This window comes from Nostoc sp. DSM 114159 (assembly GCF_053470285.1).
Genome location: NZ_JBPFEH010000001.1, coordinates 6,958,161 through 6,982,498 on the forward strand (window position 1 = coordinate 6,958,161; position 24,338 = coordinate 6,982,498).

Genomic DNA, 24,338 nt, shown 5'->3' on the forward strand with positions numbered 1-24,338 from the left:
AGACAAAGCGTCAAACTTGATGTTTTCTCTAGGAAATCTAAACTTTTGCTGACAATTGCCTAAATTCTGTTATCAAGTGCTAAGTAGGTATAGCGGTTCTTAGTTGAGTGAGATACAAGAACCCCACCCCCAACCCGCAAGCCTACAGTGTACACACAAGTTTTGGCGCAGTGTATCTATCCCGCCTCGGAATCAATTCCGAGTCTCATAGCGCAAGTCCTCTTTAGAGGACTCAAAGAGAAATTCCATTTAGTCCACTTGAGTGGACTTTAGCTATTAGCGTAGAACTTAAGTTCTAGGCGGTATCAGGGTTCAGCATGAAAATGTTGGACTTGTGTGTACGCCGTAGCCTTGTAGGAGAGAGGTTAGAGTGTATTGCATACAAACGAGAACTTTTATATTCATAACACCATCATTCGACCTCAGAACTAGAAGATTCTCCTTTGCAGCAAGAACATTCTTACTGGAAACAGGAACGTTCTCGTTTGAAACAGAAACATTCTCGTTTAGAACAAGAACGTTCTCACTGGAAACAAGAATACTTTAGTTGAAAACAGGAACATTCTCGTTTGCAACACGAAAGTTCGGGTTCTGAACATGAAACGTTGAGTTCAAAACAGGAAACTTGGAGATAAAAGCTAGAGTGATGAGGTTGGGAAGGTAAATTTTCGTGTTCTCATTAGAGATGATCGCGCAAATTTGCTAAATTCTCACGCACAGTCACAGTATTAGGATGATTCGCTCCTAAACTTTGCTCGAAAATAGTCAAAGCTTGGAGAAACAGGAGTTCGGCTTGGTCGTACTTTCCTTGGGATTCGTAGAGATATGCCAAATTGTTGAGGCTGGTGGCGACTGAGGGATGATTGTCTCCCAGCAGGCGTTTATGGAGTTCTAAAGCTTGGAGTAAAAGGGGTTCGGCTTGGTCGTACTTTCCTTGGGAATTGTAGAGATATGCCAAATTGTTGAGGCTGGTGGCGACTGAGGGATGATTGTCTCCCAGCAGGCGTTTATGGAGTTCTAAAGCTTGGAGTAAAAGGGGTTCGGCTTGGTCGTATTTTCCTTGGGATTTGTAGAGTAATGCCAAGTTGTTGAGGCTGGTGGCGACTGAGGGATGATTGTCTCCCAGCAGGCGTTGTCTGAGTTCTAAAGCTTGGAGAAACAGGGGTTCGGCTTGGTCGTACTTTCCTTGGGATTCGTAGAGTAATGCCAAGTTGTTGAGGCTTTGGGCGACATGGGGATGATTATCTCCCAGCAGGCGTTGTCTGAGTTCTAAAGCTTGGAGAAACAGGGGTTCGGCTTGGTCGTACTTTCCTTGGGATTTGTAGAGTAATGCCAAGTTGTTGAGGCTTTGGGCGATATCGGGATGATTGTCTCCCAGCAGGCGTTGTCTAAGTTCTAAAGCTTGGAGAAACAGGGGTTCGGCTTGGTCGTACTTTCCTTGGGATTCGTAGAGATTTGCCAAGTTGTTGAGGCTTTGGGCGATATCGGGATGATTGTCTCCCAGCAGGCGTTGTCTGAGTTCTAAAGCTTGGAGTAAAAGGGTTTCGGCTTGCTCATACTTTCCTTGGGATTCGTAGAGTAATGCTAAGTTGTTGAGGCTTTGGGCGATATCGGGATGATTGTCTCCCAGCAGGCGTTTAAAGAGTTCTAAAGCTTGGAGTAAAAGGGGTTCGGCTTGCTCGTACTTTCCTTGGTAATTGTAGAGATTTGCCAAGTTGTTGAGGCTTTGGGCGACATGGGGATGATTGTCTCCCAGCAGGCGTTGTCTGAGTTCTAAAGCTTGGAGAAACAGGGGTTCGGCTTGCTCGTACTTTCCTTGGTAATTGTAGAGATTTGCTAAGTTGTTGAGGCTTTGGGCGATATTGGGATGATTGTCTCCCAGCAGGTGTTTATATAGTTCTAAAGCTTTGAGATGCAGGGGTTCGGCTTGCTCATACTTTCCTTGGGATTCGTAGAGATATGCCAAGTTGTTGAGGCTGGTGGCAACATGGGGATGATTGTCTCCCAGCAGGCGTTGTCTGAGTTCTAAAGCTTGGAGAAACAGGGGTTCGGCTTGCTCGTACTTTCCTTGGGATTTATAGAGTAATGCCAAGTTGTTCAGGCTGGTGGCGACATGGGGATGATTGTCTCCCAGCAGGCGTTTATATAGTTCTAAAGCTTGGAGATGCAGGGGTTCGGCTTGGTCGTACTTTCCTTGGGATTCGTAGAGTCCTGCCAAGTTGTTGAGGCTGGTGGTGACATGGGGATGATTGTCTCCCAGCAGGCGTTTACATAGTTCTAAAGCTTGGAGTAACAGGGGTTCGACTTGATCGTACTTTCCTTGGGAACGGTAGAGTTCAGCCAAGTTGTTGAGGCTGGTGGCGACATGGGGATGATTGTCTCCCAAGCGGTGTTGTGCTGTTGATAAACACTGTGTTCTCCAAGGTTCGGCTTGGGTATACGAACCTTGTCCTTCATAGAAGCTACCCAAGCCAAGGAAAGGCTTAATTAAATCTTCATCACTGACGTATTGAATGAGATTGTTTGCTACTTCAGCTATGTGTGGTATGGCAAGGGAAACAGCGTTAATTTCTTCAAGGGTAGGAGTCTCAGGAATTTCTTCAGCAACTGCTACCATTACCTGAGAAAACCATCCCTTAAATTCCTCTGCTTGCTCTAAACCTGTAAACTTAGATTGGAAAAATTCCCGCAGTAGGGGATGTAGTTGATAGATTCCTTCACCTTTGCGCTGGAGTAAATGCAGATTCAATAATTTATCGTCTCTAATTTCCTCTAACTCATCCTTATCTTTCTCTGTTAAGCACTGTTCTACTAAGTTCCAGGGTATGGGTGCGGCGGCAAATAAACTGAGTACACAGCCTAATAACTTATCATCCTCTGCTAATTCCTGCCAACTCAACTCAAAGGCTGCTTGCACTCCCAGTTGTGCAGTCATATCAGCATCTGGCTTCATCAGTGCAGCTTGTTCTAATCGCTTTTTCTCTAAACGCTGCATCATTTCCCGTAGGGACAAATCCGGTTTTCGCGCCAGATATCGCCCCACCAACTCTAAACCCAAAGGCAAATACCCCAGCCATTCGCACAATTGATTTGCTATGTCTAATTCTCTCTCAATTCGCCCTGGTGTTTCTGCCAACAAAGACCGTAACAACTCCAACGCTGCATCTGGTTGTAATACATCTAAAGATAATTGCTTGATAGCTGCACCCAACTTTTTGCGCGTAGTCATTAACACTTTAAATCTGGAAGATGCGCCCTGTAGGTAAAGTTTGACTTGCTGGTAATCTGTAACATCATCCACCACCAGCAGCACATTACCCTCACGCCAATTCCGCCAGCAGTATTGTACTTTTGCAGGTAAATCAAATTCTTCTGGTGGCGTTAAATCAAGCTGAGTTCTGGCAAACCGCACCAATTGAACGCCAAAATCCTCAACTTTCGCCTGTAACCAGCACAGTCCACCTTTGTAGGTTTCGCGCTGAGTCATGGCATATTGCAAGGCGAGTTCTGTTTTACCCAGTCCACCCATTCCCAAAATAGCTGCAATGGCTACTTGGTTATTTTTCTGCAAAAGCTCATGGAGTTTTTGCAGTTCTTCATCACGTCCCACAAATTTCACTACCCCACTCAGGGGTAAATTTTGCGGTATTTCAGGATTTGACTTTACCCGTTCCTGTTCGGGCGACTGTAGTCAAAAGTTCTGAGTACCAATAAAAGTATTTCCCTGAAAGACGTTTTTAATAGATTCAGCTAACTTTGCATTATTGATCGCACCTGCTGGTTGTGAGTTGAGGTCATTTGCTAAAGCCTGAACCTTTACTGCTTGTGGATCAACGTTTACGGCTGCTTCTACTTCCCGTACTGATTGAGCAATTTCGGTATCTGTATCGGCTGCGGCTTTCAACTCCAACACAGCTTGACCATAATCTAACGCCTGCTGTGTATTTTCCTGTGACGTATTCGCTAAAAAGGGCAGCTTATTTTTATGGCGTAGCTGTGCGATTAACTCGTTACTTTTTTCTAATGCAGCTTCCCCCAGCTTTTCGCCTGTTTTTTCTAAAGCCTTAGTTAAAACTATAGTAGCGATCGCAGTTCCTACGGCTGTTAAGGTCACTGGTTCCATAAATTAAGAATAATATTACGAGATTATACTTATTTTTCTCAGCATAACAGTTTCTCAACAGAGAAAAAAGCACAAATTATAACGGTTTGGCTAAAACTCTTTTATCTCCTGACTTCTACTTTCTCCCACGGGGAGACGCTAAAAGCGATCTGCTTACTGCCTCATTCCAACAACAAATATTTATGCCGACCTACTGATTAAGCCGTAAAAAAATAATACGAAATAATCTTTTTGGAAATGTTTTATGTTTTTATTTCCTAAGAATTACTACTAGCGATCGCTACATTGATAATGTTGTACCGAAAGCCAATAAACAATTTGCAAAAATTCATTCAAAAACAAAGTTATCTGCATATAGGGTTTTTTTTCGCAACTCTCTTGAGCATTATATTGTTCAGTTGGGTAGCACTCTCGCAGCAACCAGTCACCCTCAATCTGTTAATGACTGCCCCTGATGCCCAACCTTGGAGGCAGGGTTTAATTAGAGACTTCGAGGCTGAAAATCCTGGTATTCGCATTAACTTAGTTGAAGGGCCGAATGCCACAAATTTGCTCGAAGACCTGTACACCTCATCTTTTATCTTGGGTGAATCCCCTTATGACCTGATCAATATGGATGTCATCTGGACATCCAAGTTTGCTGCTGCTGGATGGTTGCTACCTTTAGGCGATCGCATTTCTAAAAAAGAGTTGGCAGCATTTTCACCCCAGGATGTAGAAGGGGGACGTTATCAAAACCAGCTGTACCGCATTCCAGTCCGTTCCGACGTAGGAATGCTCTATTACCGGGAAGATTTAATCAAACAAGCCGGATTGCAACCGCCAGAAACCTTTGATGATTTGATCCGAATTTCCCAAGTCTTGCAGAAGAAAAACCAGGTAAATTGGGGCTATGTTTGGCAGGGTCGCCAATATGAAGGACTTGTGGCGATGTTTGCGGAAGTCCTCGATGGCTTTGGTGGCTTCTGGGTTAAACCCGATACCCTTGAAGTTGGACTAGATCGACCAGAAACATTACAAGCCATTGAGTTTCTACGTAGTACCATCAGCGAAGGCGTTTCTCCGCCTGGAGTCACAACCTATCAAGAAGAAGACACCCGCCGTTTGTTTCAAAGTGGTCAAGTAGCGTTTTTACGTAGTTGGCCATACGCATGGCCTCTCGCCCAAGCAGAAAATTCGCCAATCCGGGGCAAAATTGCGATTAAACCGATGGTTCATGCTCCTGGGAAGACGGGAGCAGCTTGTCTTGGAGGCTGGGGTTTAGGCATTGCGAAATCTTCTCAACATCCTGAAGAAGCTTGGAAAGCAATTCAGTATTTTACCAGTCGAGAAGCACAGCGCCGATTCATTTTCAGTGCAGGTTATGTGCCCAGTCGCCGGGAACTGTTTACAGACCCAGGGATTGTTTCTAAATACCCCCACTATCCGCAGTTATTGGAGGTCGTAGACAATGCAGTTTTACGTCCACCGATCGCCCAATATGCTCAAACATCAGATATTTTACAGCGTTATCTCAGCGCCGCCTTATCCGGCCGAATGAATCCTGAACGAGCAATGCAAGCTGCTGCTGCCGAAACGCGCCGACTATTAGCGGCAGGGGGGCAGAGGGGCAGGGAGCAGGGAGCAGGGGGGCAGGGGAGCAGGGGAGCAGGTGGACAAGGGAGACAAGGGGGACAAGGGGGACAAGGGAGAATTATTGAATAAGTCTCTCCCTTGTCTCCCCCTCTTCTTTGTCTACCTTGTCTCTTCTTCATGCCCAATGCCCAATACTTCGACTTCGCTCAGTACAAGTGCCCAATGCCCAATACTTCGACTTCGCTCAGTACAAGTGCCCAATGCCCAATACTTCGACTTCGCTCAGTACAAGTGCCCAATGACAAATGACAAATGACAAATGACAAATTTACATACACTCAGAAATCGAGAACAACAGACAGCCTGGATCTTACTAACACCAGCATTGCTGCTGTTGTTGTTTGTATTTGCCTACCCGATTTTACGAGCATTTTGGTTAAGCGTATTTACTAGAAATTTGGGAACAGAGTTACAACCCGTATTCTCTGGTTTGGAGAATTATGTGCGGATGGCGGGGGATGGTCGTTTCTGGCAGAGTTTGTGGGCGACAACCGTGTTCACAACAGCATCAGTAATCTCAGAACTGTTGCTAGGACTGGGGATTGCCCTAGTTCTCAATCAGGCGTTTGTTGGTCGGGGCATAGTGCGTACAACCGCGATTATCCCTTGGGCTTTGCCTACTGCTTTGATTGGTCTGGCGTGGGCTTGGATTTTTAACGACCAGTTTGGGGTTGTGAACGATATTCTGCTGCGCTTGGGGCTGATTAAGACTGGGATTAATTGGTTAGGAGATCCAACGCTGGCGACGATCACAGTGGTTTTTGCTGATGTTTGGAAAACTACGCCGTTTATCAGTATCCTGTTGCTAGCTGGGTTGCAGTCGATATCACAAGACCTTTATGAAGCTTACTCGGTTGATGGAGCAACTGCTTGGCAAAGTTTCCGCAATATTACCCTACCATTACTGCTGCCGCAGATATTAATTGCAGTGCTATTTCGGTTTGCTCAAGCTTTCGGAATTTTTGACTTGATTGCTGTGATGACCGGGGGTGGCCCTGGTGGCGCTACGGAAGTGGTGTCATTGTACATTTACTCCACGGTGATGCGCTACTTAGATTTTGGTTATGGAGCAGCCCTGGTAGTAGTGACATTTTTAATATTAATTGCGGCGGTGGCGATCGCTAGTTTCTTACTTAACAAATACCGTGCCAAAACATCAGGAGCCATTTAACCGATGAGTGTAACTCCCCAAGCAGTGCCAACGACTCCAAAACGAACAGGGAAAACCAAGTTTTCTCTGAAAAAAATCTTGCTGGGCATCATAGTTGTATTAATAGTGCTATTTAGCCTAGCACCAGCTTTATGGCAATTGCTGACCTCGTTTAAAGTAAATGACGATATTGCCGCCGTTCCTACTGTCTATTTCCCCACACGCTTTACTTTCAATCACTACATTGAGTTATTTACTCGTCGGCCATTTTGGCGCTACATCTTCAACAGCGCTTTTGTGTCGATTACTTCTACCGCTGTAGCTTTAGCGATCGGCGCACCTGCGGCTTATGCTCTGGCACGGTTACGCCCTTGGGGTGAAAAAGTTATCCTCGCCAGCATTTTAATTGTTACCTTATTTCCTGGAATTCTCTTGTTCTTAGGACTATTAGAAATTATCCAAGCGTTAAAATTGGGCAATAATTATCTGGCGCTAATTATACCCTATAGTGCGATCAATTTGCCGCTAACAATTTTAGTACTTAAAAGCTTTTTTGAACAATTACCAAAAGACTTGGAAGATTCTGCTAGGGTCGATGGTTATAACACTTTTCAACTACTATGGCAAATCGTGCTACCCATGACCCTTCCCGCCTTAGTGACTACTGGAATCCTTACCTTTATTTTTGCTTGGAACGAGTTTATTTTTGCTCTCACATTTATGACTCGTGAAGAGTTGAAGACAATTCCCGTTGCTGCGGCTCAGTTGGGTGGTGCGACAATATATGAAATTCCCTATGGCCCAATCGCTGCTGCAACTGTCATCGGCACATTACCCCTGATTTTACTAGTTTTGTTTTTCCAGCGCCGGATTGTCCAAGGTCTTACCGCTGGTGCTGTCAAAGGATAGAGGGACAAGGGAGACAAGGGAGACAAGGGAGACAAGGAGGACAAGGGAGAATAACTAATGACTAATACTTCGGCTACGCGGTAGTTGAATCTCGACTTCGCTCGATTACCGGGCAGTCAAAACTCAGGACAAGCTCAGTACAAATGACAAATGACAAATGACAAATGACAAATGAAAAATGGCTAAACTCGAACTTAAAAACTTGAATAAAACCTACAGTCCCAAAGTCGTCCCTGTCAAAGACGTTAGTTTAACTGTAGATAACCATGAGTTTCTCACTTTACTTGGCCCTTCTGGCTGTGGTAAATCCACCGTTCTACGCATGATTGCGGGTCTTGAGGAACCGACTCGCGGTCAGATCCAGATTGGGGATGTGGATGTCACCTATAAGCGAGCAGCCGATCGCAATATTGCAATGGTATTTCAAAGCTATGCACTCTATCCTCACATGACGGTGTACGAAAACCTCGCTTCTGGACTCAAGCTGAAAAAAGTACCACCGACAGAAATTAAACAGCGAGTAGCAGAAGTGGCAGACGTTTTAGGATTAGCAGAGTTAATGAACCGCAAACCTGGCCAAATGTCTGGAGGTCAAAGGCAACGGGTTGCTGTCGGTCGTGCTTTGGTGCGTAATGCCGATGTCTACCTGCTGGATGAGCCTTTAAGTAACCTGGATGCACTGCTGCGGGAAAGAGTCCGAGCCGATATCAAGCAAATTTTTGCCGCTCAGAAAGTGCCAGTTGTTTACGTTACCCACGACCAAACCGAAGCGATGACGCTCTCTACGAAAGTTGCCTTGCTCAACGATGGCTATGTCCAACAACTTGACCCGCCTGACCGCATCTATAACAATCCAGCTAATCTATTTGTGGCTGGATTTGTTGGTAGTCCGCAAATGAATTTGCTGACTCTACCTTGTAAAGGAAAATACGCGCTCCTGGGTAATTTCCAAATACTTCTCCCAGATATACCAACTGTACCACCGCAGATTGTTCTGGGAATCCGCCCAGAAAATGTCCGCATTGCTCAACCAGGTGATACTCAAACTATTCAAGGGAAAGTGTTTTTAGTGGAAAATTTGGGTATGCACTATTTGGTTAGTGTCAAGGTGGAGGGTTCACAAACTGGAGCGATTACGGTACGTGCTTTGTTGCCAACAGACCAAAATTGGAGTAACGAGGATATTACACTAGCATTGCCCCCTGAAGATATTCACTGGTTTGACGTGCAATCTGGCCATGCTCTTGTTAAGAGACAAATGTTAGGTTAACGCAAGCAAGAGACGCGATGAATCGCCGTCTCTACAATAATCAGATTTATCGCGTCTTTGCGATCGCTAGAATTTTCATCAAAAAACTTTAACCGAAGCAATCCTGGAAAGTGATGCTTAGGGATTTGCGCTACCCTAAGTCAGGAAGCCAAGGATAAATCAGATGAGCAAATGGATTTGGCTGATGCTGTTGGTGCTGATGACAGTTGTTGTTGTGGGTAGCAGAGGTAGCACGTTTTTTGAACAGCGCCCCTCACCGGCAATTGTTGAAAGCATTCCAGTGGAAACATCCGAACCACAGCCAGAGTCAAAGGAAGTTGATATTACCCCGCAAGTGTCTACCGATCGGCTGCTGAACCATATCCAAAAGTTGAATTTTCAGCGCTACACCGCAAAAGAGCGATCGCTTACTCGCACTTATATTACAACCGAACTGAAAAAATTCGGCTGGAAACCTAAATTAGAAAAGTTCTCCGACGGTGTGAATATTTTTGCCGAGCGCCCAGGAACGAATAAAGCCGCGAAAGCAATTCTTGTAGCAGCGCATTACGACACTGTTTTCTCTTCCCCTGGTGCTGATGATAATGCCAGTGGTGTCGCTGTAGTGCTGGAAATTGCTCGGTTGCTCGGTTCTCGTCCGACGCCACGGACGTTACAGCTAGCTTTTTTTGACCAAGAGGAAGCAGGACTTTTGGGTAGTCAGGCTTTTGTGAGTCAGAAATCACGCTTGCAAAATTTAGGCGGAGCGATCGTTATGGATATGGTAGGTTACGCTTGTTACACTTCTGGATGTCAGAAATACCCGGCTGGATTGCCTGTTACGCCACCTAGCGACAAGGGTGACTTTTTGGTAGTAGTTGGTGATACAGAACATTTGCCTTTCTTAAATGCCTTTCAAAACTCACAAAACATCTCCTCAACCGCCCTGAATACACAGGAATCAATGCCAGCAGTTCTAACACTACCAATTCCTTTTAAAGGTTTACTGACACCAGACACCTTACGCAGCGATCATGCACCGTTTTGGTACCAAGGTGTGGGCGCTGTACTGGTGACAGATACCGCAAATTTACGCACTCCGCACTATCATAAACCTAGCGATGTGCCAGCGACTATCGAGCGATCGTTTTTCACCGGAGCGGCACAAATTGTAGTTAATACGACTAGTGCCTTATTGGAGAAAGATCAGGTTTTGGAAACTCAACCACCAAGCTAACTAATGAATTATGAATTATCTTGACTAGCTTTTGGTTCAGGGAAAGTCAACGTCCAATTATTTTTATCATTGACCTGAGAATATAAACCTTGAAGAATAAGCCGCAGAGTTTTTCGAGTTCTAATAGCCTTTTTTACCAGATAAGTTCCTGGTTCAGCAAAGATATCATCAAAGTTTTGTTTATAACCAAATTGTTTTGAACAGTAACTACCAGCACCTTGGACTGTTAACACAAAAAATGGCGCTTGTTTGTATTCATTAGGAATCATAAAGATGCCATATACATGGTGACGACCACGCCACGGCTGAACACTAACCTTAGTAGCATGTACTTGAAATTTTGTAGTTTTTGATGCAATAAAAGCCTCAAAATTGCAATCAGAATCATTCACAGGCCACCACAGTGTAATAATACTCAAAGAGAGCAGAAAAATTAAAATATAGGGTAGTCTGCGACGCATAAAGCCAAGAAAAGTTGTTGATGCGGCTGGTAAAATTTGATGAGTAACGATAGTGCAGCTACAGCAGTCAGACTATTCACCTGCAACACATCCAATACTTTTCGGTTAAGGGGGAAAGGGGAAAGGGGAAAGGGAAAGGGTTTAAATTTACCTTTTCCCCTTTGCCCTTTAACCTTTTCCCAGACCAAAAGAGAGATTGTTAGGCTTATCCGAAAAGTATTGGCAACACATCTGCAAAACGTTTTAAAGGGCAAAGACAAAACATTAAGCAGTCAGTTAAATTTTGTTGTCAAAAAAAATTGCAGATTGTCGATGCGTAGTTTACCCTGTTCTAGTAGCTCCGTTACAGTACTAAACCTAGCTGAGAAACCATTAAGCTTTTGTGGCTGTTAACACTGATTTATGCTTAAATTTTTAGCTGTGATGAATTCTACAATTCGTTGCTTTTGTTATGCTTGTAATATGGCTCTTGCATCCGCAGATGCTTTGAGGAGATTGCAGCGTCACCATTAGCGTAGCGTTAGCGAAAGCGTAGCGTTAGCGAGTACTCGAGCGTCCGCAAGAGCGTCACAGCCCATCGTAGACATCGCCATCAAGTTAAGAAAAAATTTACTTTTATTTCTAATCAATTATTGGGGTAGTCAAATACACAAATATCCGTTATATTCCCGTAAGTAAGAATTGGTATAAAAGTTTATGGGAAATTGGAGAAGTCTTAAGACAGTTGCGGGTTTATTTAGCGCCATCGCACTTACACAGTTTGGGGTAAATACTTCGGCCATTGCTGCTGACACAGTTGTTGTGCGTTTGGGTTTATTTACAGAATCCATTTCTCTTACTGAGTTGCAAAAGGCTGTAAAAACAGGAAAATTGCCTGGGAGTTTACAGTCTTTATCTGAAGAACAACGCCGCTTCTTCTTGGGGGCGCTGGGCATGAATATACCTATGAATGTTGTCACACTTGATAAGTTAATTAATACCCAGATTGGTACAACTATTCTCAATGACTTCGCTACAGCCTTAGCCCGAAAGGATAAAGCTGGGGTACAAGCATTGAGAGCAGGCTTGGTATTAGGTTCTACTGCACCGCAAGGTCTTTCTATACTGAGTTTTATTGCTGCTTATCCCAGTAAACGCTTAGAAATTGATTTGCCAAAGGCTTTCGTTGTTACAAAAAACTTAAATACAGCTTTTTGGCGTACCCAGCAATTCATGTTAGCGATCGCTCCCCAACTCGACCCGATAACAGCACATCCGAGAACACCGCAGATTGCTTTCCCTTTCGATCCCAGCCAACTAGGAAGCGCCCAAGTAAAAATACTCAACTTAAATCTGAACGATCGAAAGCGCGCTCGCAAAATCCCAGTTGATATTTACTGGTCAACTGCTGCAACTCCCGAAAAACCCGTAATTGTCTTTTCTCACGGCTTCGGATCGGTTCGCACGGACTTGCGTTACCTAGCAGAACATTTAGCATCCTACGGTTATGTAGTCGCAGCTTTAGAACATCCCGGTAGTAATGCGGCAAATACTGATATAGCATTACAAGGCAAAACCAGAGTTATGAAGCCTCAAGAGTTTTTAAATCGCCCTCAAGATATTAGTTTTGTTCTCGATGAATTAGAAAAACTCAACCAAACGGCTAATCATCCCCTACAAGGGAAACTTGCAACTACAAACGCGATGGTTGTTGGCTATTCTTTGGGTGGTGGTACAGCTTTAGCACTTGCTGGGGCGGAGTTGCAACTAGAACATCTCAAACAACGCTGTAAAAAGAACCTGACTATCTTGAGTTTGGGAGAAAATATTCAGTGTATCGCTCAAGAATTACCAGAAAATAGTTATCAACTACGAGATACCAGAATCAAACAAGCGATCGCTTTCAATCCCACAACTTCTCTAATTTTTGGCGAAACTGGGTTAACTAAGATACAAGTTCCTACCATAGTGTTAGCAGGTTCCGCTGATAAAACTACCCCAGCTTTAACTGAACAGATTGTGGGATTTGACAAGATCCCATCCCCAAAATCGCTAGTTGGTATTATTGGAGGTACTCATCTCAGTGTAAAAGACCCCAGCACCACATTAGATCAGATCGGACAACCAAATACACCGATTAGTGGCGGTGAAGTTGTCGGCGAACAAGCAGCAGATGTTCGCAAGTACGTTAAAGCTTTAACCTTGGCCTTTGCTTTCCAGATGACTCCAGAAGCTAAAAACTATGCTATCTTCCTGACACCAGACTATGCTCAGTTTGCTTCAACTGCCGCATTTCCATTTCGTCTAGTTACCCAGATTCCTCCTGATGCTATGGCAGTGGTGAAAGAATTTGTTGAGAAATAAGAGACTTTCAATTAAACAAATATAGGACTTACCTATGATACATATTGACTGTACTAATTTTGGGCTTTTGAACCATTTCTAATACAGGACTTATACCATTTTAGATTTTGGATTTTAGATTTTGGATTGGAAATTGCCTTGGTGCGTCTGGCTTGGTGTGAATCCGTCTGTCGCAATCATTTTTCAAAATGGTCTTACGCAACTGACATATTATTTTCAGTTCCTAGTTTTCGCGCACTTGTACTGAGCAACTTGCCCTGACTTGTGCCGAGCGGAGTCGAGGTAGCGTAGTCGTTGGCGTGGTCACTGAGCGTTGGTCATTGAGCGTAGCCGAAATGAGTCGAAGTGCAGCCTCTCCAAGAGTTGGGAGCCGAAGTAGCGTCTCGAACGTGAGTGCGTCTCTGAAAGAGAAGAGAGGACTAAAGTCCTCAAAATAAGGGCTAGAGCCGCTTACTACAAACTACAAATCCGATTTTTTTGTGACACTTGCGTAAGTCCTATAATACCCAGAACAGTAAATATGCAACAAAATCAGGGTTGCAATCAGCACCTGAAGTATAAATTTCACTTAATGCATATTATGGTTAATTGGTATAGTACCGTAAGTCCTAAAATATTTAATTTTGTGAATAGCTTACTTAAGAATAGGGATATGGGGAACGGTAGAAGTCGCCGCTTATTCTAACTATCCTGACATTTTTATTTGTAAACTAAATAAAGCCTAAAATAGTGATATTCGCTACAAATACCTGACGTTAAGATCGACCAATCGAGAATATAGTACTTTTCATCTAAGTGGATTAACTACCCCACCCACCCTATCAAGCATCCTCCCCAATCTATTTGGGAGAGTGTACTTTATTAATTTGTAATTCGCTGTAAGTAATATAAAGCTTAATAAAATTAGCCTTATACCAATTCTGTGTAAACTTTTTAGTTACTACAAGTATACTACCTTGATAGTAGCCCTAAAGTTGCTGTTAAATCTACACCAAATTTTTACAGTAGAAATAACTATTTACACATAAAATTTATAATATATTCATAAAAATAACAGAAGCTTAAGAGTGGAAACAACTAGGAGTAGATGCCGAATAATGGTGATACATACGTATTGTATAGAAATCGCAAATTGTTGTTGAAAAAATCTATCAAGTAATTGTAGGAAATGCTAGCAAATTGTAGCACACATTACATGGATTTCAAGATTCAAATATTAATCCTGTCGATAAGATATTACAAACTATCAAAACAAATGAAAACAGGTTATTTGATGCAAAATATATTTGTGTATGTCTTGACGTAAATTACTTGAGTTTTCCAAAACCAAATGGTAGAACATCGTTATATTGTTCAACCCACAGATTAACCAAAAATAAACAACAAAAGGCTTGTTTTATTGACTGAAATAATTAGTTTCACCTTGTGAAAATAATTTGGCTTCAGAATTAAACAATTATTCCATTTCATTCAAGCTTATGCAACTCTATACAACTCGTGAAATTGAACAACTCCAGCAACATGAAGACCTTTCTGCCTTAAATGAAATTATGAAGTGGGTGAAAACCTTTTTAGGAAGGCCTCATCCTGACTTAGGTAGACCTGGCGCAGTTTGCCCCTTTGTACCTTACTCTCTCAAATCAAATAGTATTCGTCTAGCAGTTATTCACACAAAAGATTTGTATCCAGGAGAATTAGAAGAGATTGTTGGACGCTATCGAGATATATTTCTGCAAATAGATGTTAAAGAGCAGGAATTAGCAATTAATAGAGCTTTTTTACTTATTTTTCCTGACATTCATATAGAAGACGCTTCTAAAGTAATAGATAGTGTCCAACAAAAACTTAAACCTTTGTTTGTTGAGTCAGGACTGATGATCGGAGAATTTCATAAACGTAATGAAAGTCCTGGTCTACACAACCCAAACTTTCGTCCCCTTCGTAGCCCTATCCCCTTGTTGGCTATTCGGTTTATGGTTGAAGCTGACCTCCCTTTTCTTCAGAATCCTGCCGATCCACACTTACGTATTCGATATTTGGAAGCTTATTTAAAGAATTTTGAGCATAAATTTACAGATGAAATAAAGTTTAAAAATGCTCGTCAATCATTGGCTTTAGCAAAAGAACAAATTAAACAAGAAAATTTGGTGAGTTCTTACATATAACAAATGTTTGAATTCCAGGTTAGCGATCGAGCATAGGTATGGAGGATTAAAAGTCTTTTAAATTCACTGTACCTGGAAATAAGTGGGATAAAAATCACGAATTTACTGCTACTTGCAATTGCTTAGTGCAGATAGCATTAAATCGTCATCAGGAGTAAATTATCGGACGACAGTAGAAGCGATCGCTAATTATCAATTAGTCAATATCAATCCTTCAAGAAAGTTACTTTGATTTGTAATAATTGCACACACATTTTTGTGAATATATTTAGAATTAATCTATTATTTGTGATATAAAAAAGCAAATAATTTGGTAAATAAAATGGCGAAAGAAATAGAGCGTAAATATTTAGTGAGAGGAGATAGTTGGAGAGGATTAGCTGAAGGTAGTGTATATCGTCAAGGATATATTGCTACACAAGATAAAGCAACTGTACGCATACGTATAGTAGGGGAAAAAAGTTATTTGACCATTAAAGGCCCCAATCTTAAATATTCGAGATTAGAGTTTGAGTATCCTATTCCTGTTCAAGATGCTCAAGAAATACTTGAGACATTATGTCAACGTCCCTTTATAGAAAAAACCAGATATAAAATAGAGTCGGGTGGTTTTATTTGGGAAATAGATGAGTTTGATGGTGTTAATAAAGGACTCATATTAGCAGAAGTTGAACTCACTGATGAAAATCAGCAAATTGAATTACCAAACTGGATTGGACAAGAAGTTTCTGATGACTCTAGATATTTCAACAGCAATTTAGTAAAATACCCTTTTTCACAATGGTAATAGAATGAAATCAAAACTATGCGAATAGCCAAATGCAATGATTGGAAAACAGAACCTATGCCTTCTGTATGCAAAAATATAACACTAGAAAAAGTTTTCTCACAGGAAGAATTCGACCGAATTGCTGCTGGAGTCATTCCAGAGCAGATGGAAGATAAGTGGTTCATTTTCTATGAGGCTCCTTGGCTATACTTGCATCGTAGTTGGACTGGTTTTTGTATTTTCAAAGTGCGTTTTGAGGTGATTGCAGAAAGCGTAAAGATTGCAAAAGTGCAAGTAAATCGAGAGCCAGCGCAGTACTCTAACACTGATGATGAGCGCGATGCCTCTATGTTAGCGATCTTGCTGGATTCCCGATCGAACGTGATGTGCGAAGTCAAATGCTTAACTGGATTAAACGTCAATCCAGTAATTTAGAAAAACCGTAGTAGTACGCAGCATCACACTGCAAGTATTTACAAAGGATGCCTGTGAGATATGAACTTAGCCATTAACTAGATTTTCTACAGTATCGGCATCGTTTGGTAATGCAGCTGTTAAAACTTCGCTGCCTTCTGTAGTAACTAAAACATCATCTTCAATCCGAATTCCTCGCACATCGGCGAATTCAGATAAACGCTGCCAATTCACCACATTTTGATATTTTGAACGGACATTAGGATCGTTTAAAATTGCTGGTACTTGATAAAAACCAGGCTCAATTGTGACTAACATTCCTGGACGCAGGGGACGATTTAAACGAAGATAGCTTAAGCCAAAGCGATCGCTCCTTTGGCGTCCTTCTTCATACCCAGCTAAATCGCCCAAATCTTCCATATCATGCACATCTAAACCCAGTAGATGGCCGATCCCATGAGGAAAAAACAGCGCGTGGGCATCCATTTCTACTAAATCTTGGGGATTTCCTTGTAAAATACCTAAATTTACTAAACCTTCAGCGATCGCTGTAGCTGCTAGCAAATGAATATCTCCATACTCTACACCAGGCTGGATTTTGGCAATACAAGCATCATGGGCTGCCAACACCACATTATAAATATCTCTTTGGGTAGATGAAAACTTACCCGAAACTGGCCATGTACGAGTCACATCACCTGCCCAACCAGTTTCAGTCTCAGCGCCAACATCGGCAAGGAGTAAATCACCTGGCTGCAAACTATTGTGATACTGCTCGTTATGCAAAACTTCACCGCGAACAGTGACAATACTGTTGTAAGAGGTGGTCATATTGTGGGCAATAATCACCCCTTCCATCGCTGCCCGAACTTCTGCTTCTAGTTTGGCTTGGGGTGTTGCTGCCATCCCGGCTTTGTGAGCTTTGACAGTGACAGCCGCAGCTTTTCGCAACTCGGTTAATGCACCATCATCGTGGGTGAGGCGGAGAGAAACGATCGCCTTCGCTAACTCCAAGTCAATTCCTTGAGGAGGACTTTGTGGTAAAACCCATCTATTTAATAGCTGCGATTGCTGCGTCCAAGTAGCCGCATCTTGGACGGCAAGTGTAGCGGCATCTTCTAGCCGAGACTCTAATTCTGCCATTGGCCCTGCCACATCCGCCCCAATCTTCTCGGCTATTTCCTCGCGCGTTGGCATTTCACCATGCCAAAGGGCGCTGCTGGGTGACGGATCGTCGATGAATAATTCTAGTTTGCCTGCTTCTAGACGAATTGCCGCCTTTGGTAATGGCAGTCCGGCGAAATAGAGGAAATGACTGTTAGCACGAAATGGAAAGGAATTTGCCGGAAAATTGCGCGGATTATTGCTACCTGACCACAAAATTGCGGGAAAATCAATCAGTTTGGCTAATTGTTGCCGTCGGTGGCGTAAAGTATCGGCGAGGGAAGTAGAAGTTTGTGGGATAAGCATAAATGTAAACTCAAAAAAAGATAAAAGTGATGGTTTTGCCTTTATTTAGTCGTTATCGTCTTTATCATCCTTATCGCCATCTTTTTGATCGTTTTTGCGATCGCGATGTTTGTCATCATCATCTTGGTCGTTCTGCTTTATCTGCTTAGGTTCTTGATTAGGTTGTAACACTGGTTTTTGTTGCTCAGTTGGTGCAGGTGGCTGCGGGACTTCAACAACACAACTAACTAATCCTCCAGAAATTAGCGCTAAGTTGACAGCAGCAAAGATGCTTCTGAAGATTTTTATCCTCACGTTTTCGGTTTGCTTTAACATTGACCCTAGTTTTTGGAGATTGTATTTCTAATTTCTAAGGTACTGTATATAGTGGTTCTCATTTGGATTAACACAACGTAGGACTAAAATAGTGCATTAGCAAACTCTTGTGGGATAAGCTCTCTAGCCCGTCCTGGCGGGCAAGATGCCCGCCCCACAAGAAAATTTATTTATGGGGATCATTAATTTTAAATTTTGAATGCGTGAATACTTCTACAAGCTCAGTACAAGTTTTGAATTTTGAATTTGGAGCGAGGTGACGTGACTATAATGGGACAAATTATTACTCAAGTTGATGCTTTTACCAATACACCTTTTGCAGGTAATCCGGCTGCTGTCTGTGTTTTGCCTACTCCCCAAGATGAGCGCTGGATGCAAAAGGTGGCGCAGGAGATGAATTTATCTGAAACAGCTTTTCTAGTCAGACAGGATGATGGCTTTAATCTGCGTTGGTTTACGCCTACAGTAGAAGTGCCGCTTTGTGGTCACGCAACTTTAGCTAGTGCCCATGTACTTTGGTCAGAGGGACATTTATTACCTGATGAAGTTGCACGTTTTTATACCAAAAGTGGAGTGCTGTTTGCGAAGTTACAAAATGATTGGATTGAGTTAGATTTTCCAGTAAATCACTCACAAGTAACAATCGCTCCTCCAGAACTCAAGCAAGCTTTGGGTGTACCCTACAAATCTGTTTTGCAGAATTCACTGGGTTATCTTGTGGAATTTGAATCTGAAGAATTGGTGCGGCAAATACAGCCTAATTTTCAACTACTCAAAACGTTGCCGATTCCTAATGTCATTGTCACCAGCCTCACTGACTCTGATTCTGAATATGATTTCGTCTCTCGCTTTTTTGCACCGGGATTAGGTATTAATGAAGACCCAGTGACAGGAGCGGCTCATTGCTGTCTTGCTTGGTTCTGGCGCGATCGCTTGCACAAAAATGAGTTTTTGGCTTATCAAGCATCCAGTCGCGGCGGTGTGGTGAAGGTGTCTTATGATGGAGGCGATCGCGTCTTTCTCGCCGGACAAGCGGTAACTGTGTTGCGAGGCGAGTTAATTACCGCATAAACCTCATATTACAAATCAATAATATCTGGCAAAAATTCACCGTCAAGAACTTGGGCAATGGAATAAGGACATTCCACTGGAAACGTATTGATTGGTAGTTCAGTTTCATTACTAGCAGCTTTCAATCCCCGATGATAGCACTGGGCTAAAACTTCTTCTGGATAAGACTTGAGGCTGGGACTCTCTTGCAGTAAATCTGCAATTTTGTGGCGCTGCTCATCAATAGTATTCCGCCAAGAGCCACTCCGTAAACTAGATTGATATTGCCACTTGAGCAAATGCTGTAATAATACTTCCAAGCGGCTTTTCAACTCTCGTCGTTCTGACCGTCCCAAGCTTTCAATCTCCTCAATCACAGCATCCCAGTCTACTTGTCCAAATTGTCCAGCCCGAATGAGTTGTACAGTTTTTTCTGTCCATGCTGCAAAGTCTGTTTCATACAACTGGGCTGCGCTTTTTGGAATCTGGGTCATGATCTTTCTGCAATTTACCGTATACTAGCTAAACTGAGATACTGTACGCCCATTTTAACTTCAAGAAAGCGATCGCATCTTTTTAGCCATACGAGCCGTAACGCGCTTATCTTGAACTGTTGATGCTGAGATGACAAGCGTAGAATTTAACTTTTGAGATATCCTTTAATAAAAAACTTGCAAGTGAGATGAAAAAATGGCAACCGTGTTTGATAACATAGCTCTCCAATTTCAAAAACTTAACAAAATGCCTTATCGCTTGTATGGTGAGGCATATACATACTTAAATTTAATCGGAGATGTTGCCGGGAAATCAATCCTCGATCTAGCTTGTGGAGAAGGATTTTTCACACGATTGCTCAAACAGAATGGCGCTGCACGTTTGGTTGGTGTAGATATTTCCTCAGAAATGATCGAGTTGGCAAGACTTGAAGAAGCCTCTGTGCCACTTGGAATTGAATATATCATCGGTGATGTCATGGAAATTGGTTCTATTGGCAGCTTCGATCTTGTGGTAGTCTCCTACTTGCTCAATTGCGCTTCAACTAAAGAGCAACTACTCAAAATGTGTCAGGCCATAGCAATTCATCTGAAACCTGGTGGTCGATTCGTCAGTTTGAACAATAATTTAGAACTGCTTCCAGAGTTTTATGATAAACATCAGAAATATGGCATTGCTAGGAGATGTGCCCAGTCGCTCCAAGAAGGTACTCCCATAACCTTAACATTGAGTATTCCTGATGACGGTGAGTCTATCAGTATTGACAACTACTACCTTAGCCAAGCGACTTATGAATGGGCCTTGATGAATGCTGGTTTTAAAGATATCCGCTGGCACCATCCAAAAGTCTCTCCCAAAGGCATACATAAATTTGGCTTTGAGTTCTGGCAGGATTACATTGACTATCCCGATACGATCGGCATTACCTGCCTAAAATAACGTGAGTTCGACGAGTGCTATTTTGACCTCTCCCCCAGCCCCTCTCCTACCAGGAGAGGGGAGCAAAAACTTTTGTTTTCTCGTTACTCCTCCCCTCACCTTTTAGGCTACGGTGTATACACAAGTTTTGTAGGTTGGGTGCAGCGATAGCGTAACCCAACATAAAATTTGGTGGTAATGTTGGGTTGCGTTTCACTCCACCCAACCTACAAAAATATATTTTTTAAAAAACTCTAGGTTTCAACATAGATGAGGTTTATGTACCAAGCTGTGTCTGCTTGTAGCCTGTGAAGTGTTAGAGACTTTTGCAAGATATCTAATTGTCAGGCGATACAATGGCATTGTCAAGCGATGCAATGGCATTGTCAGGCGATGCAATCGCATTGTCAGGCGATGCAATCGCATTGTTACTCGATACAATCGCATTGTCAGGCGATGCAATCGCATTGTCAGGCGATGCAATCGCATTGCAGAAGGTTGGCTTAAAATTGCACATCAATACAAACACTAAACCGCAAGAGCGTTCTCTTGCGAAGAAGCAACTGTCACAATATTTAAACAAGCCTATATTTTAATTTCAAAAATGTCTGCTAAACACAAAGATAGTAGAACTAGTATCCAATCTCGTGATTGGCCAATTGAGCAATTACCTGGACTGAGCCATGAGGAACAATCTCAACTCCAAAATTGTGGGATAACTAGCACAGTAGCTTTAGTCAAACAAGGGAAAACTCTAGAGTCAAGACTAGCGTTAGCAAATAAATTACAGATTCATCTTCAGTATGTAAATAAATGGATGGCTTTAGCTGACTTGGCACGTATTCCCAGTGTCGGGACACAATATTGTGGTTTATTGCTTCATGCCGGTATTGGTTCTGTAGTGCAGTTAGCTCAAACTCCCACTCACAGATTGCACCAACAAATCATGCGCTTGCAAGTAGCAACAATGCAGCGCCGAGATTTGTGTCCAGCACTTGAGCTAGTACAACAGTGGAGTCAGCAAGCGAAAACAATCATTTAGTTAGGAGTTAGGAGTGAGGAGTTAAAACTCATAACTCATAACTCATAACTCATAACTCATAACTCATAACTCATAACTCTTCACTCTTTAGCTAAAACACCATTAAGAAAAATATCAGCGAGTCCTTCGGCCATTTCCTGCATTTGTTGGGGAGAGGCATCAGGTTCCATGAGGGTGTTGTTAGAAAAACCTGCGATCGCAAACATTCCTAAGAAAACTTTCGCAACTAGCTTCGCGTCGCCTTGACGATAAATACCTTTATCCATCGCTGTTTGAAAGAATGCTTCGCCGACATCAGTCATTTTGGTAATGACTTCTAATTGAATGCGATCGCGCAAATCGGGGTGAAATTGCACCTCCATAAAACAGACGCGCATCAAATCGGCATTTTTTTGGAAATTCCACATCCGACGGCGCATCACCTGAGCAACGGCTTTATAACTGCCCATTTCACTTAATTCTGTGAGCAAATCTGTCAGAATTTCTACCCAGCCATTCGTGGCTACTTCCACTAAAATTGCTTTTTTATTTGGAAAATGACGAAATAAAGTACCTTCAGCTATACCTGCCGCTTGTGCTAAGTCGCGGGTGGTAGTGCCGTCAAATCCCTGAGAGGCAAACAACCTTTGCGCTGCGTGTAAAATCCGGGTGCGCGTCTGAGCCTCTGAGGGCGGGGAAGAATTAAAAACTCGCATAACAGTTATGGTTAGATATCCGTAACAAGACTTGTAGCATTATTGTCTAACATCAAGTTAAAGAGCCACTGAAAGCTTAATACAAGATTAAGGCTCTTTTGCTAAGTATCCTGTTATTTAGGTAATGTAACTTTATCTTACTTCTCGCTTATGAACCAGAGCAGTCGGTCAATTTTAGATTTTAGACTTCGGCTACGCTCAGTCGAACGATTGGGGACTTCGACTTCTCTACGAGACGCTACGCGTAGCTTGCTTCCCCGCAGGGGTACGCTCAGTCGAACAATTTTGGATTGGTCAGATCGAGTATCTGTGATATTGCGGCGGTTGTTGATCGCTTTGTTAGCTTCGATCGTTCTCTCATGGGGATTGCTGCCAGAAGTTGCTCTAGCTCAAACTCAGACAGCACCTCCTCAAGAAGCTAAAACTCCAACCCCACCAGTTGAAAGTTCAATTCAACCTTATTTAGATCGAGTTATTAAGCAATTAACGGAGTTTCGCCTCGACAATGGTTTAAAATTCATTGTCTTGGAACGACATCAAGCGCCCGTGGTTTCTTTTCTCACTTATGCGAATGTGGGTGGTGTGGATGAGCCAGATGGTAAAACTGGTGTAGCTCACTTTTTGGAACATTTGGCGTTTAAAGGCACAACGCGCATTGGTACACAAGACTACAAAAAAGAAAAACCGCTACTAGATACCTTAGAGCAGTTGAATGCTCAAATTAAAACAGCGAAAGCCGCTGGCAGAAAAGCTGAGGTTATCCGCTTACAAACTGAGTTTGAGCAAGTGGAATCGCAAGCAGATAAGCTCGTCAAGCAAAATGAATTGGGGCAAATTGTCGAACAAGCGGGAGGCGTGGGTTTAAATGCCAATACTTCAACCGAAGCGACTCGTTATTTTTACAGCTTTCCTGCCAATAAGCTAGAACTTTGGATGTCGTTGGAGTCAGAACGATTTCTCGATCCGGTAATTCGTCGTGAGTTCTATAAAGAAAAAGATGTAATTTTAGAAGAACGACGGATGCGGATAGAGAATTCACCTATTGGATTGATGGTGGAAAAGTTTATCGATACTGCTTATAAAGCCCATCCCTACAGGCGTCCGGTGATTGGTTATGACGAAGATATCCGCAATCTGACACCAGAAGATGTCCAAAAGTTTTTTGATACTCACTACGTACCAAGTAATTTGACCATTGCCATTGTCGGAGATGTCAATCCCAGTCAAGTGAAAAAACTGGCGCAAACTTATTTTGGCCGCTTTCAAGCCAAAACCAAAGCTGTTGAACAAATCCCAGTAGAACCGCCACAACAACAAACACGGGAAGTTACTTTACAGCTACCTTCTCAACCTTGGTATTTAGAAGGTTATCATCGTCCGGCGATTACCGATCCAGATAATGCCGTCTATGAAATCATTGGCAGTTTATTAAGTGATGGGCGCACATCGCGGCTATATAAATCTTTGGTAGAAAAGCAACGTTTGGCGTTAAATGCCCAAGGTTACAGTGGATTTCCTGGAGATAAATACCCAAACTTAATATTTTTCTATGCTCTCACAGCTCCTGGTCATACAGTTGATGAGTTGGCGGTGGCTTTACGTCAAGAAATTGACAAATTAAAAACTGAGCCTGTGGCGGCGGCTGATTTACAACGAGTGAAAACCCAAGCACGGGCGAGTTTGTTACGTACTCTCGATTCCAATATGGGCATGGCTCAACAATTGTTGGAATATGAAGTGAAAACTGGCTCTTGGCGGAATTTGTTTAAGCAGTTGGATGACATTTCAGCAGTGACAACGGCTGATATTCAACGGGTGGCAAAGGAAACTTTTACGCCGAAAAATCGCACGATTGGCAAGTTGTTGTCGAAAGCAGCTTAAGAGAAACAAACCGCAAA

Annotated in this window: 21 protein-coding genes; 14 read left to right on the forward strand and 7 right to left on the reverse strand. The window is 42.7% G+C overall.

The window, feature by feature from the left end; translation table 11 throughout:
* Window positions 1–679: 679 nt before the first annotated feature.
* Together ACR5KR_RS29400 and ACR5KR_RS29405 are read right to left on the reverse strand one after the other, a co-directional pair.
* A complete protein-coding gene (locus tag ACR5KR_RS29400) occupies window positions 680–3,610 on the reverse strand; it encodes a tetratricopeptide repeat protein (protein WP_448268991.1) in 2,931 nt (976 codons plus the stop codon).
* Window positions 3,611–3,691: 81 nt separating this feature from the next.
* Complete coding sequence (locus ACR5KR_RS29405; RefSeq protein ID WP_448268992.1) at window positions 3,692–4,123, reverse strand: hypothetical protein; 432 nt, start codon at window positions 4,121–4,123, stop codon at window positions 3,692–3,694.
* 291 nt (window positions 4,124–4,414) lie between these two features.
* Between ACR5KR_RS29405 and ACR5KR_RS29410 the strand changes: the two genes are divergently transcribed.
* The 5 genes from ACR5KR_RS29410 (at window position 4,415) to ACR5KR_RS29430 (ending at window position 10,303) form a co-directional block, all read left to right on the forward strand.
* The gene (locus tag ACR5KR_RS29410; protein WP_448268993.1) at window positions 4,415–5,827 is read left to right on the forward strand and encodes an ABC transporter substrate-binding protein; all 1,413 of its coding nucleotides are present in this window, start codon (window positions 4,415–4,417) and stop codon (window positions 5,825–5,827) included.
* A 190-nt stretch (window positions 5,828–6,017) separates the two neighbouring features.
* Window positions 6,018–6,929 carry a carbohydrate ABC transporter permease gene (locus tag ACR5KR_RS29415; protein ID WP_448268995.1) on the forward strand — a complete coding sequence of 304 codons (912 nt, stop codon included), beginning with the start codon at window positions 6,018–6,020 and terminating at the stop codon, window positions 6,927–6,929.
* Window positions 6,930–6,932: 3 nt separating this feature from the next.
* On the forward strand, window positions 6,933–7,817 hold the full coding sequence (locus ACR5KR_RS29420; protein WP_448268996.1) for a carbohydrate ABC transporter permease: 885 nt from the start codon (window positions 6,933–6,935) through the stop codon (window positions 7,815–7,817).
* 178 nt (window positions 7,818–7,995) lie between these two features.
* Window positions 7,996–9,087 carry an ABC transporter ATP-binding protein gene (locus ACR5KR_RS29425; protein WP_448268997.1) on the forward strand — a complete coding sequence of 364 codons (1,092 nt, stop codon included), beginning with the start codon at window positions 7,996–7,998 and terminating at the stop codon, window positions 9,085–9,087.
* A 163-nt stretch (window positions 9,088–9,250) separates the two neighbouring features.
* Window positions 9,251–10,303 (forward strand): M28 family peptidase, encoded by a 1,053-nt coding sequence (locus ACR5KR_RS29430; RefSeq protein WP_448268998.1) that lies wholly within the window; start codon window positions 9,251–9,253, stop codon window positions 10,301–10,303.
* An 8-nt stretch (window positions 10,304–10,311) separates the two neighbouring features.
* Here ACR5KR_RS29430 and ACR5KR_RS29435 read toward each other — a convergent pair whose 3' ends face one another.
* Window positions 10,312–10,764 (reverse strand): hypothetical protein, encoded by a 453-nt coding sequence (locus ACR5KR_RS29435; RefSeq protein WP_445628758.1) that lies wholly within the window; start codon window positions 10,762–10,764, stop codon window positions 10,312–10,314.
* A gap of 696 nt (window positions 10,765–11,460) precedes the next feature.
* Here ACR5KR_RS29435 and ACR5KR_RS29440 point away from each other — a divergent pair.
* The 4 genes from ACR5KR_RS29440 (at window position 11,461) to ACR5KR_RS29455 (ending at window position 16,476) form a co-directional block, all read left to right on the forward strand.
* Window positions 11,461–13,107 carry an alpha/beta hydrolase gene (locus tag ACR5KR_RS29440; protein WP_448269000.1) on the forward strand — a complete coding sequence of 549 codons (1,647 nt, stop codon included), beginning with the start codon at window positions 11,461–11,463 and terminating at the stop codon, window positions 13,105–13,107.
* A gap of 1,436 nt (window positions 13,108–14,543) precedes the next feature.
* A complete protein-coding gene (locus tag ACR5KR_RS29445) occupies window positions 14,544–15,272 on the forward strand; it encodes a DUF6875 domain-containing protein (RefSeq protein WP_448269002.1) in 729 nt (242 codons plus the stop codon).
* A gap of 322 nt (window positions 15,273–15,594) precedes the next feature.
* The gene (locus tag ACR5KR_RS29450; RefSeq protein ID WP_448269003.1) at window positions 15,595–16,059 is read left to right on the forward strand and encodes a CYTH domain-containing protein; all 465 of its coding nucleotides are present in this window, start codon (window positions 15,595–15,597) and stop codon (window positions 16,057–16,059) included.
* 18 nt (window positions 16,060–16,077) lie between these two features.
* On the forward strand, window positions 16,078–16,476 hold the full coding sequence (locus tag ACR5KR_RS29455; RefSeq protein ID WP_448269004.1) for a hypothetical protein: 399 nt from the start codon (window positions 16,078–16,080) through the stop codon (window positions 16,474–16,476).
* A 66-nt stretch (window positions 16,477–16,542) separates the two neighbouring features.
* On the opposite strand, the gene ACR5KR_RS29460 is transcribed toward ACR5KR_RS29455, so the two are convergent.
* Window positions 16,543–17,925: an aminopeptidase P family protein gene (locus tag ACR5KR_RS29460; protein ID WP_445628763.1), complete on the reverse strand. Its 1,383-nt coding sequence runs from the start codon at window positions 17,923–17,925 to the stop codon at window positions 16,543–16,545.
* 45 nt (window positions 17,926–17,970) lie between these two features.
* Window positions 17,971–18,240, reverse strand: a complete 270-nt coding sequence (locus ACR5KR_RS29465) for a hypothetical protein (protein WP_448269005.1) — start codon at window positions 18,238–18,240, stop codon at window positions 17,971–17,973.
* A gap of 270 nt (window positions 18,241–18,510) precedes the next feature.
* Here ACR5KR_RS29465 and ACR5KR_RS29470 point away from each other — a divergent pair, with 270 nt between their 5' ends.
* Window positions 18,511–19,311 (forward strand): PhzF family phenazine biosynthesis protein, encoded by an 801-nt coding sequence (locus tag ACR5KR_RS29470; protein WP_448270378.1) that lies wholly within the window; start codon window positions 18,511–18,513, stop codon window positions 19,309–19,311.
* Window positions 19,312–19,319: 8 nt separating this feature from the next.
* Here ACR5KR_RS29470 and ACR5KR_RS29475 read toward each other — a convergent pair whose 3' ends face one another.
* On the reverse strand, window positions 19,320–19,784 hold the full coding sequence (locus ACR5KR_RS29475) for a DUF29 domain-containing protein (protein ID WP_448269006.1): 465 nt from the start codon (window positions 19,782–19,784) through the stop codon (window positions 19,320–19,322).
* 196 nt (window positions 19,785–19,980) lie between these two features.
* On the opposite strand from ACR5KR_RS29475, the gene ACR5KR_RS29480 reads away from it, so the two are divergent.
* The 3 genes from ACR5KR_RS29480 (at window position 19,981) to ACR5KR_RS29490 (ending at window position 21,745) form a co-directional block, all read left to right on the forward strand.
* The gene (locus ACR5KR_RS29480) at window positions 19,981–20,724 is read left to right on the forward strand and encodes a class I SAM-dependent methyltransferase (protein ID WP_448269008.1); all 744 of its coding nucleotides are present in this window, start codon (window positions 19,981–19,983) and stop codon (window positions 20,722–20,724) included.
* A gap of 335 nt (window positions 20,725–21,059) precedes the next feature.
* Entirely contained in the window at window positions 21,060–21,299 is a 240-nt protein-coding gene (locus ACR5KR_RS29485) for a hypothetical protein (protein ID WP_448269009.1), read from the forward strand.
* A gap of 8 nt (window positions 21,300–21,307) precedes the next feature.
* Entirely contained in the window at window positions 21,308–21,745 is a 438-nt protein-coding gene (locus tag ACR5KR_RS29490) for a DUF4332 domain-containing protein (RefSeq protein WP_448269010.1), read from the forward strand.
* An 80-nt stretch (window positions 21,746–21,825) separates the two neighbouring features.
* Here the strand turns inward: ACR5KR_RS29490 and ACR5KR_RS29495 are convergent, their stop codons facing one another.
* Window positions 21,826–22,440, reverse strand: a complete 615-nt coding sequence (locus ACR5KR_RS29495; protein ID WP_322681570.1) for a TetR/AcrR family transcriptional regulator — start codon at window positions 22,438–22,440, stop codon at window positions 21,826–21,828.
* A 150-nt stretch (window positions 22,441–22,590) separates the two neighbouring features.
* Here ACR5KR_RS29495 and ACR5KR_RS29500 point away from each other — a divergent pair, with 150 nt between their 5' ends.
* Window positions 22,591–24,321: a M16 family metallopeptidase gene (locus tag ACR5KR_RS29500; protein ID WP_448269011.1), complete on the forward strand. Its 1,731-nt coding sequence runs from the start codon at window positions 22,591–22,593 to the stop codon at window positions 24,319–24,321.
* Window positions 24,322–24,338 lie beyond the last annotated feature (17 nt).

What these genes read in the sequence shown, in the direction of transcription:
- ACR5KR_RS29405 (WP_448268992.1), bottom strand. Translation starts at nt 4,123, where the DNA reads ATGGAACCAGTGACCTTAACAGCCGTAGGAACTGCGATCGCTACTATA.
- ACR5KR_RS29410 (WP_448268993.1), top strand. Translation starts at nt 4,415, where the DNA reads ATGTTGTACCGAAAGCCAATAAACAATTTGCAAAAATTCATTCAAAAA.
- ACR5KR_RS29415 (WP_448268995.1), top strand. Translation starts at nt 6,018, where the DNA reads ATGACAAATTTACATACACTCAGAAATCGAGAACAACAGACAGCCTGG.
- ACR5KR_RS29420 (WP_448268996.1), top strand. Translation starts at nt 6,933, where the DNA reads ATGAGTGTAACTCCCCAAGCAGTGCCAACGACTCCAAAACGAACAGGG.
- ACR5KR_RS29425 (WP_448268997.1), top strand. Translation starts at nt 7,996, where the DNA reads ATGGCTAAACTCGAACTTAAAAACTTGAATAAAACCTACAGTCCCAAA.
- ACR5KR_RS29430 (WP_448268998.1), top strand. Translation starts at nt 9,251, where the DNA reads ATGAGCAAATGGATTTGGCTGATGCTGTTGGTGCTGATGACAGTTGTT.
- ACR5KR_RS29435 (WP_445628758.1), bottom strand. Translation starts at nt 10,764, where the DNA reads ATGCGTCGCAGACTACCCTATATTTTAATTTTTCTGCTCTCTTTGAGT.
- ACR5KR_RS29440 (WP_448269000.1), top strand. Translation starts at nt 11,461, where the DNA reads ATGGGAAATTGGAGAAGTCTTAAGACAGTTGCGGGTTTATTTAGCGCC.
- ACR5KR_RS29450 (WP_448269003.1), top strand. Translation starts at nt 15,595, where the DNA reads ATGGCGAAAGAAATAGAGCGTAAATATTTAGTGAGAGGAGATAGTTGG.
- ACR5KR_RS29455 (WP_448269004.1), top strand. Translation starts at nt 16,078, where the DNA reads ATGCGAATAGCCAAATGCAATGATTGGAAAACAGAACCTATGCCTTCT.
- ACR5KR_RS29460 (WP_445628763.1), bottom strand. Translation starts at nt 17,925, where the DNA reads ATGCTTATCCCACAAACTTCTACTTCCCTCGCCGATACTTTACGCCAC.
- ACR5KR_RS29465 (WP_448269005.1), bottom strand. Translation starts at nt 18,240, where the DNA reads ATGTTAAAGCAAACCGAAAACGTGAGGATAAAAATCTTCAGAAGCATC.
- ACR5KR_RS29470 (WP_448270378.1), top strand. Translation starts at nt 18,511, where the DNA reads ATGGGACAAATTATTACTCAAGTTGATGCTTTTACCAATACACCTTTT.
- ACR5KR_RS29475 (WP_448269006.1), bottom strand. Translation starts at nt 19,784, where the DNA reads ATGACCCAGATTCCAAAAAGCGCAGCCCAGTTGTATGAAACAGACTTT.
- ACR5KR_RS29480 (WP_448269008.1), top strand. Translation starts at nt 19,981, where the DNA reads ATGGCAACCGTGTTTGATAACATAGCTCTCCAATTTCAAAAACTTAAC.
- ACR5KR_RS29485 (WP_448269009.1), top strand. Translation starts at nt 21,060, where the DNA reads ATGGCATTGTCAAGCGATGCAATGGCATTGTCAGGCGATGCAATCGCA.
- ACR5KR_RS29490 (WP_448269010.1), top strand. Translation starts at nt 21,308, where the DNA reads ATGTCTGCTAAACACAAAGATAGTAGAACTAGTATCCAATCTCGTGAT.
- ACR5KR_RS29495 (WP_322681570.1), bottom strand. Translation starts at nt 22,440, where the DNA reads ATGCGAGTTTTTAATTCTTCCCCGCCCTCAGAGGCTCAGACGCGCACC.
- ACR5KR_RS29500 (WP_448269011.1), top strand. Translation starts at nt 22,591, where the DNA reads ATGAACCAGAGCAGTCGGTCAATTTTAGATTTTAGACTTCGGCTACGC.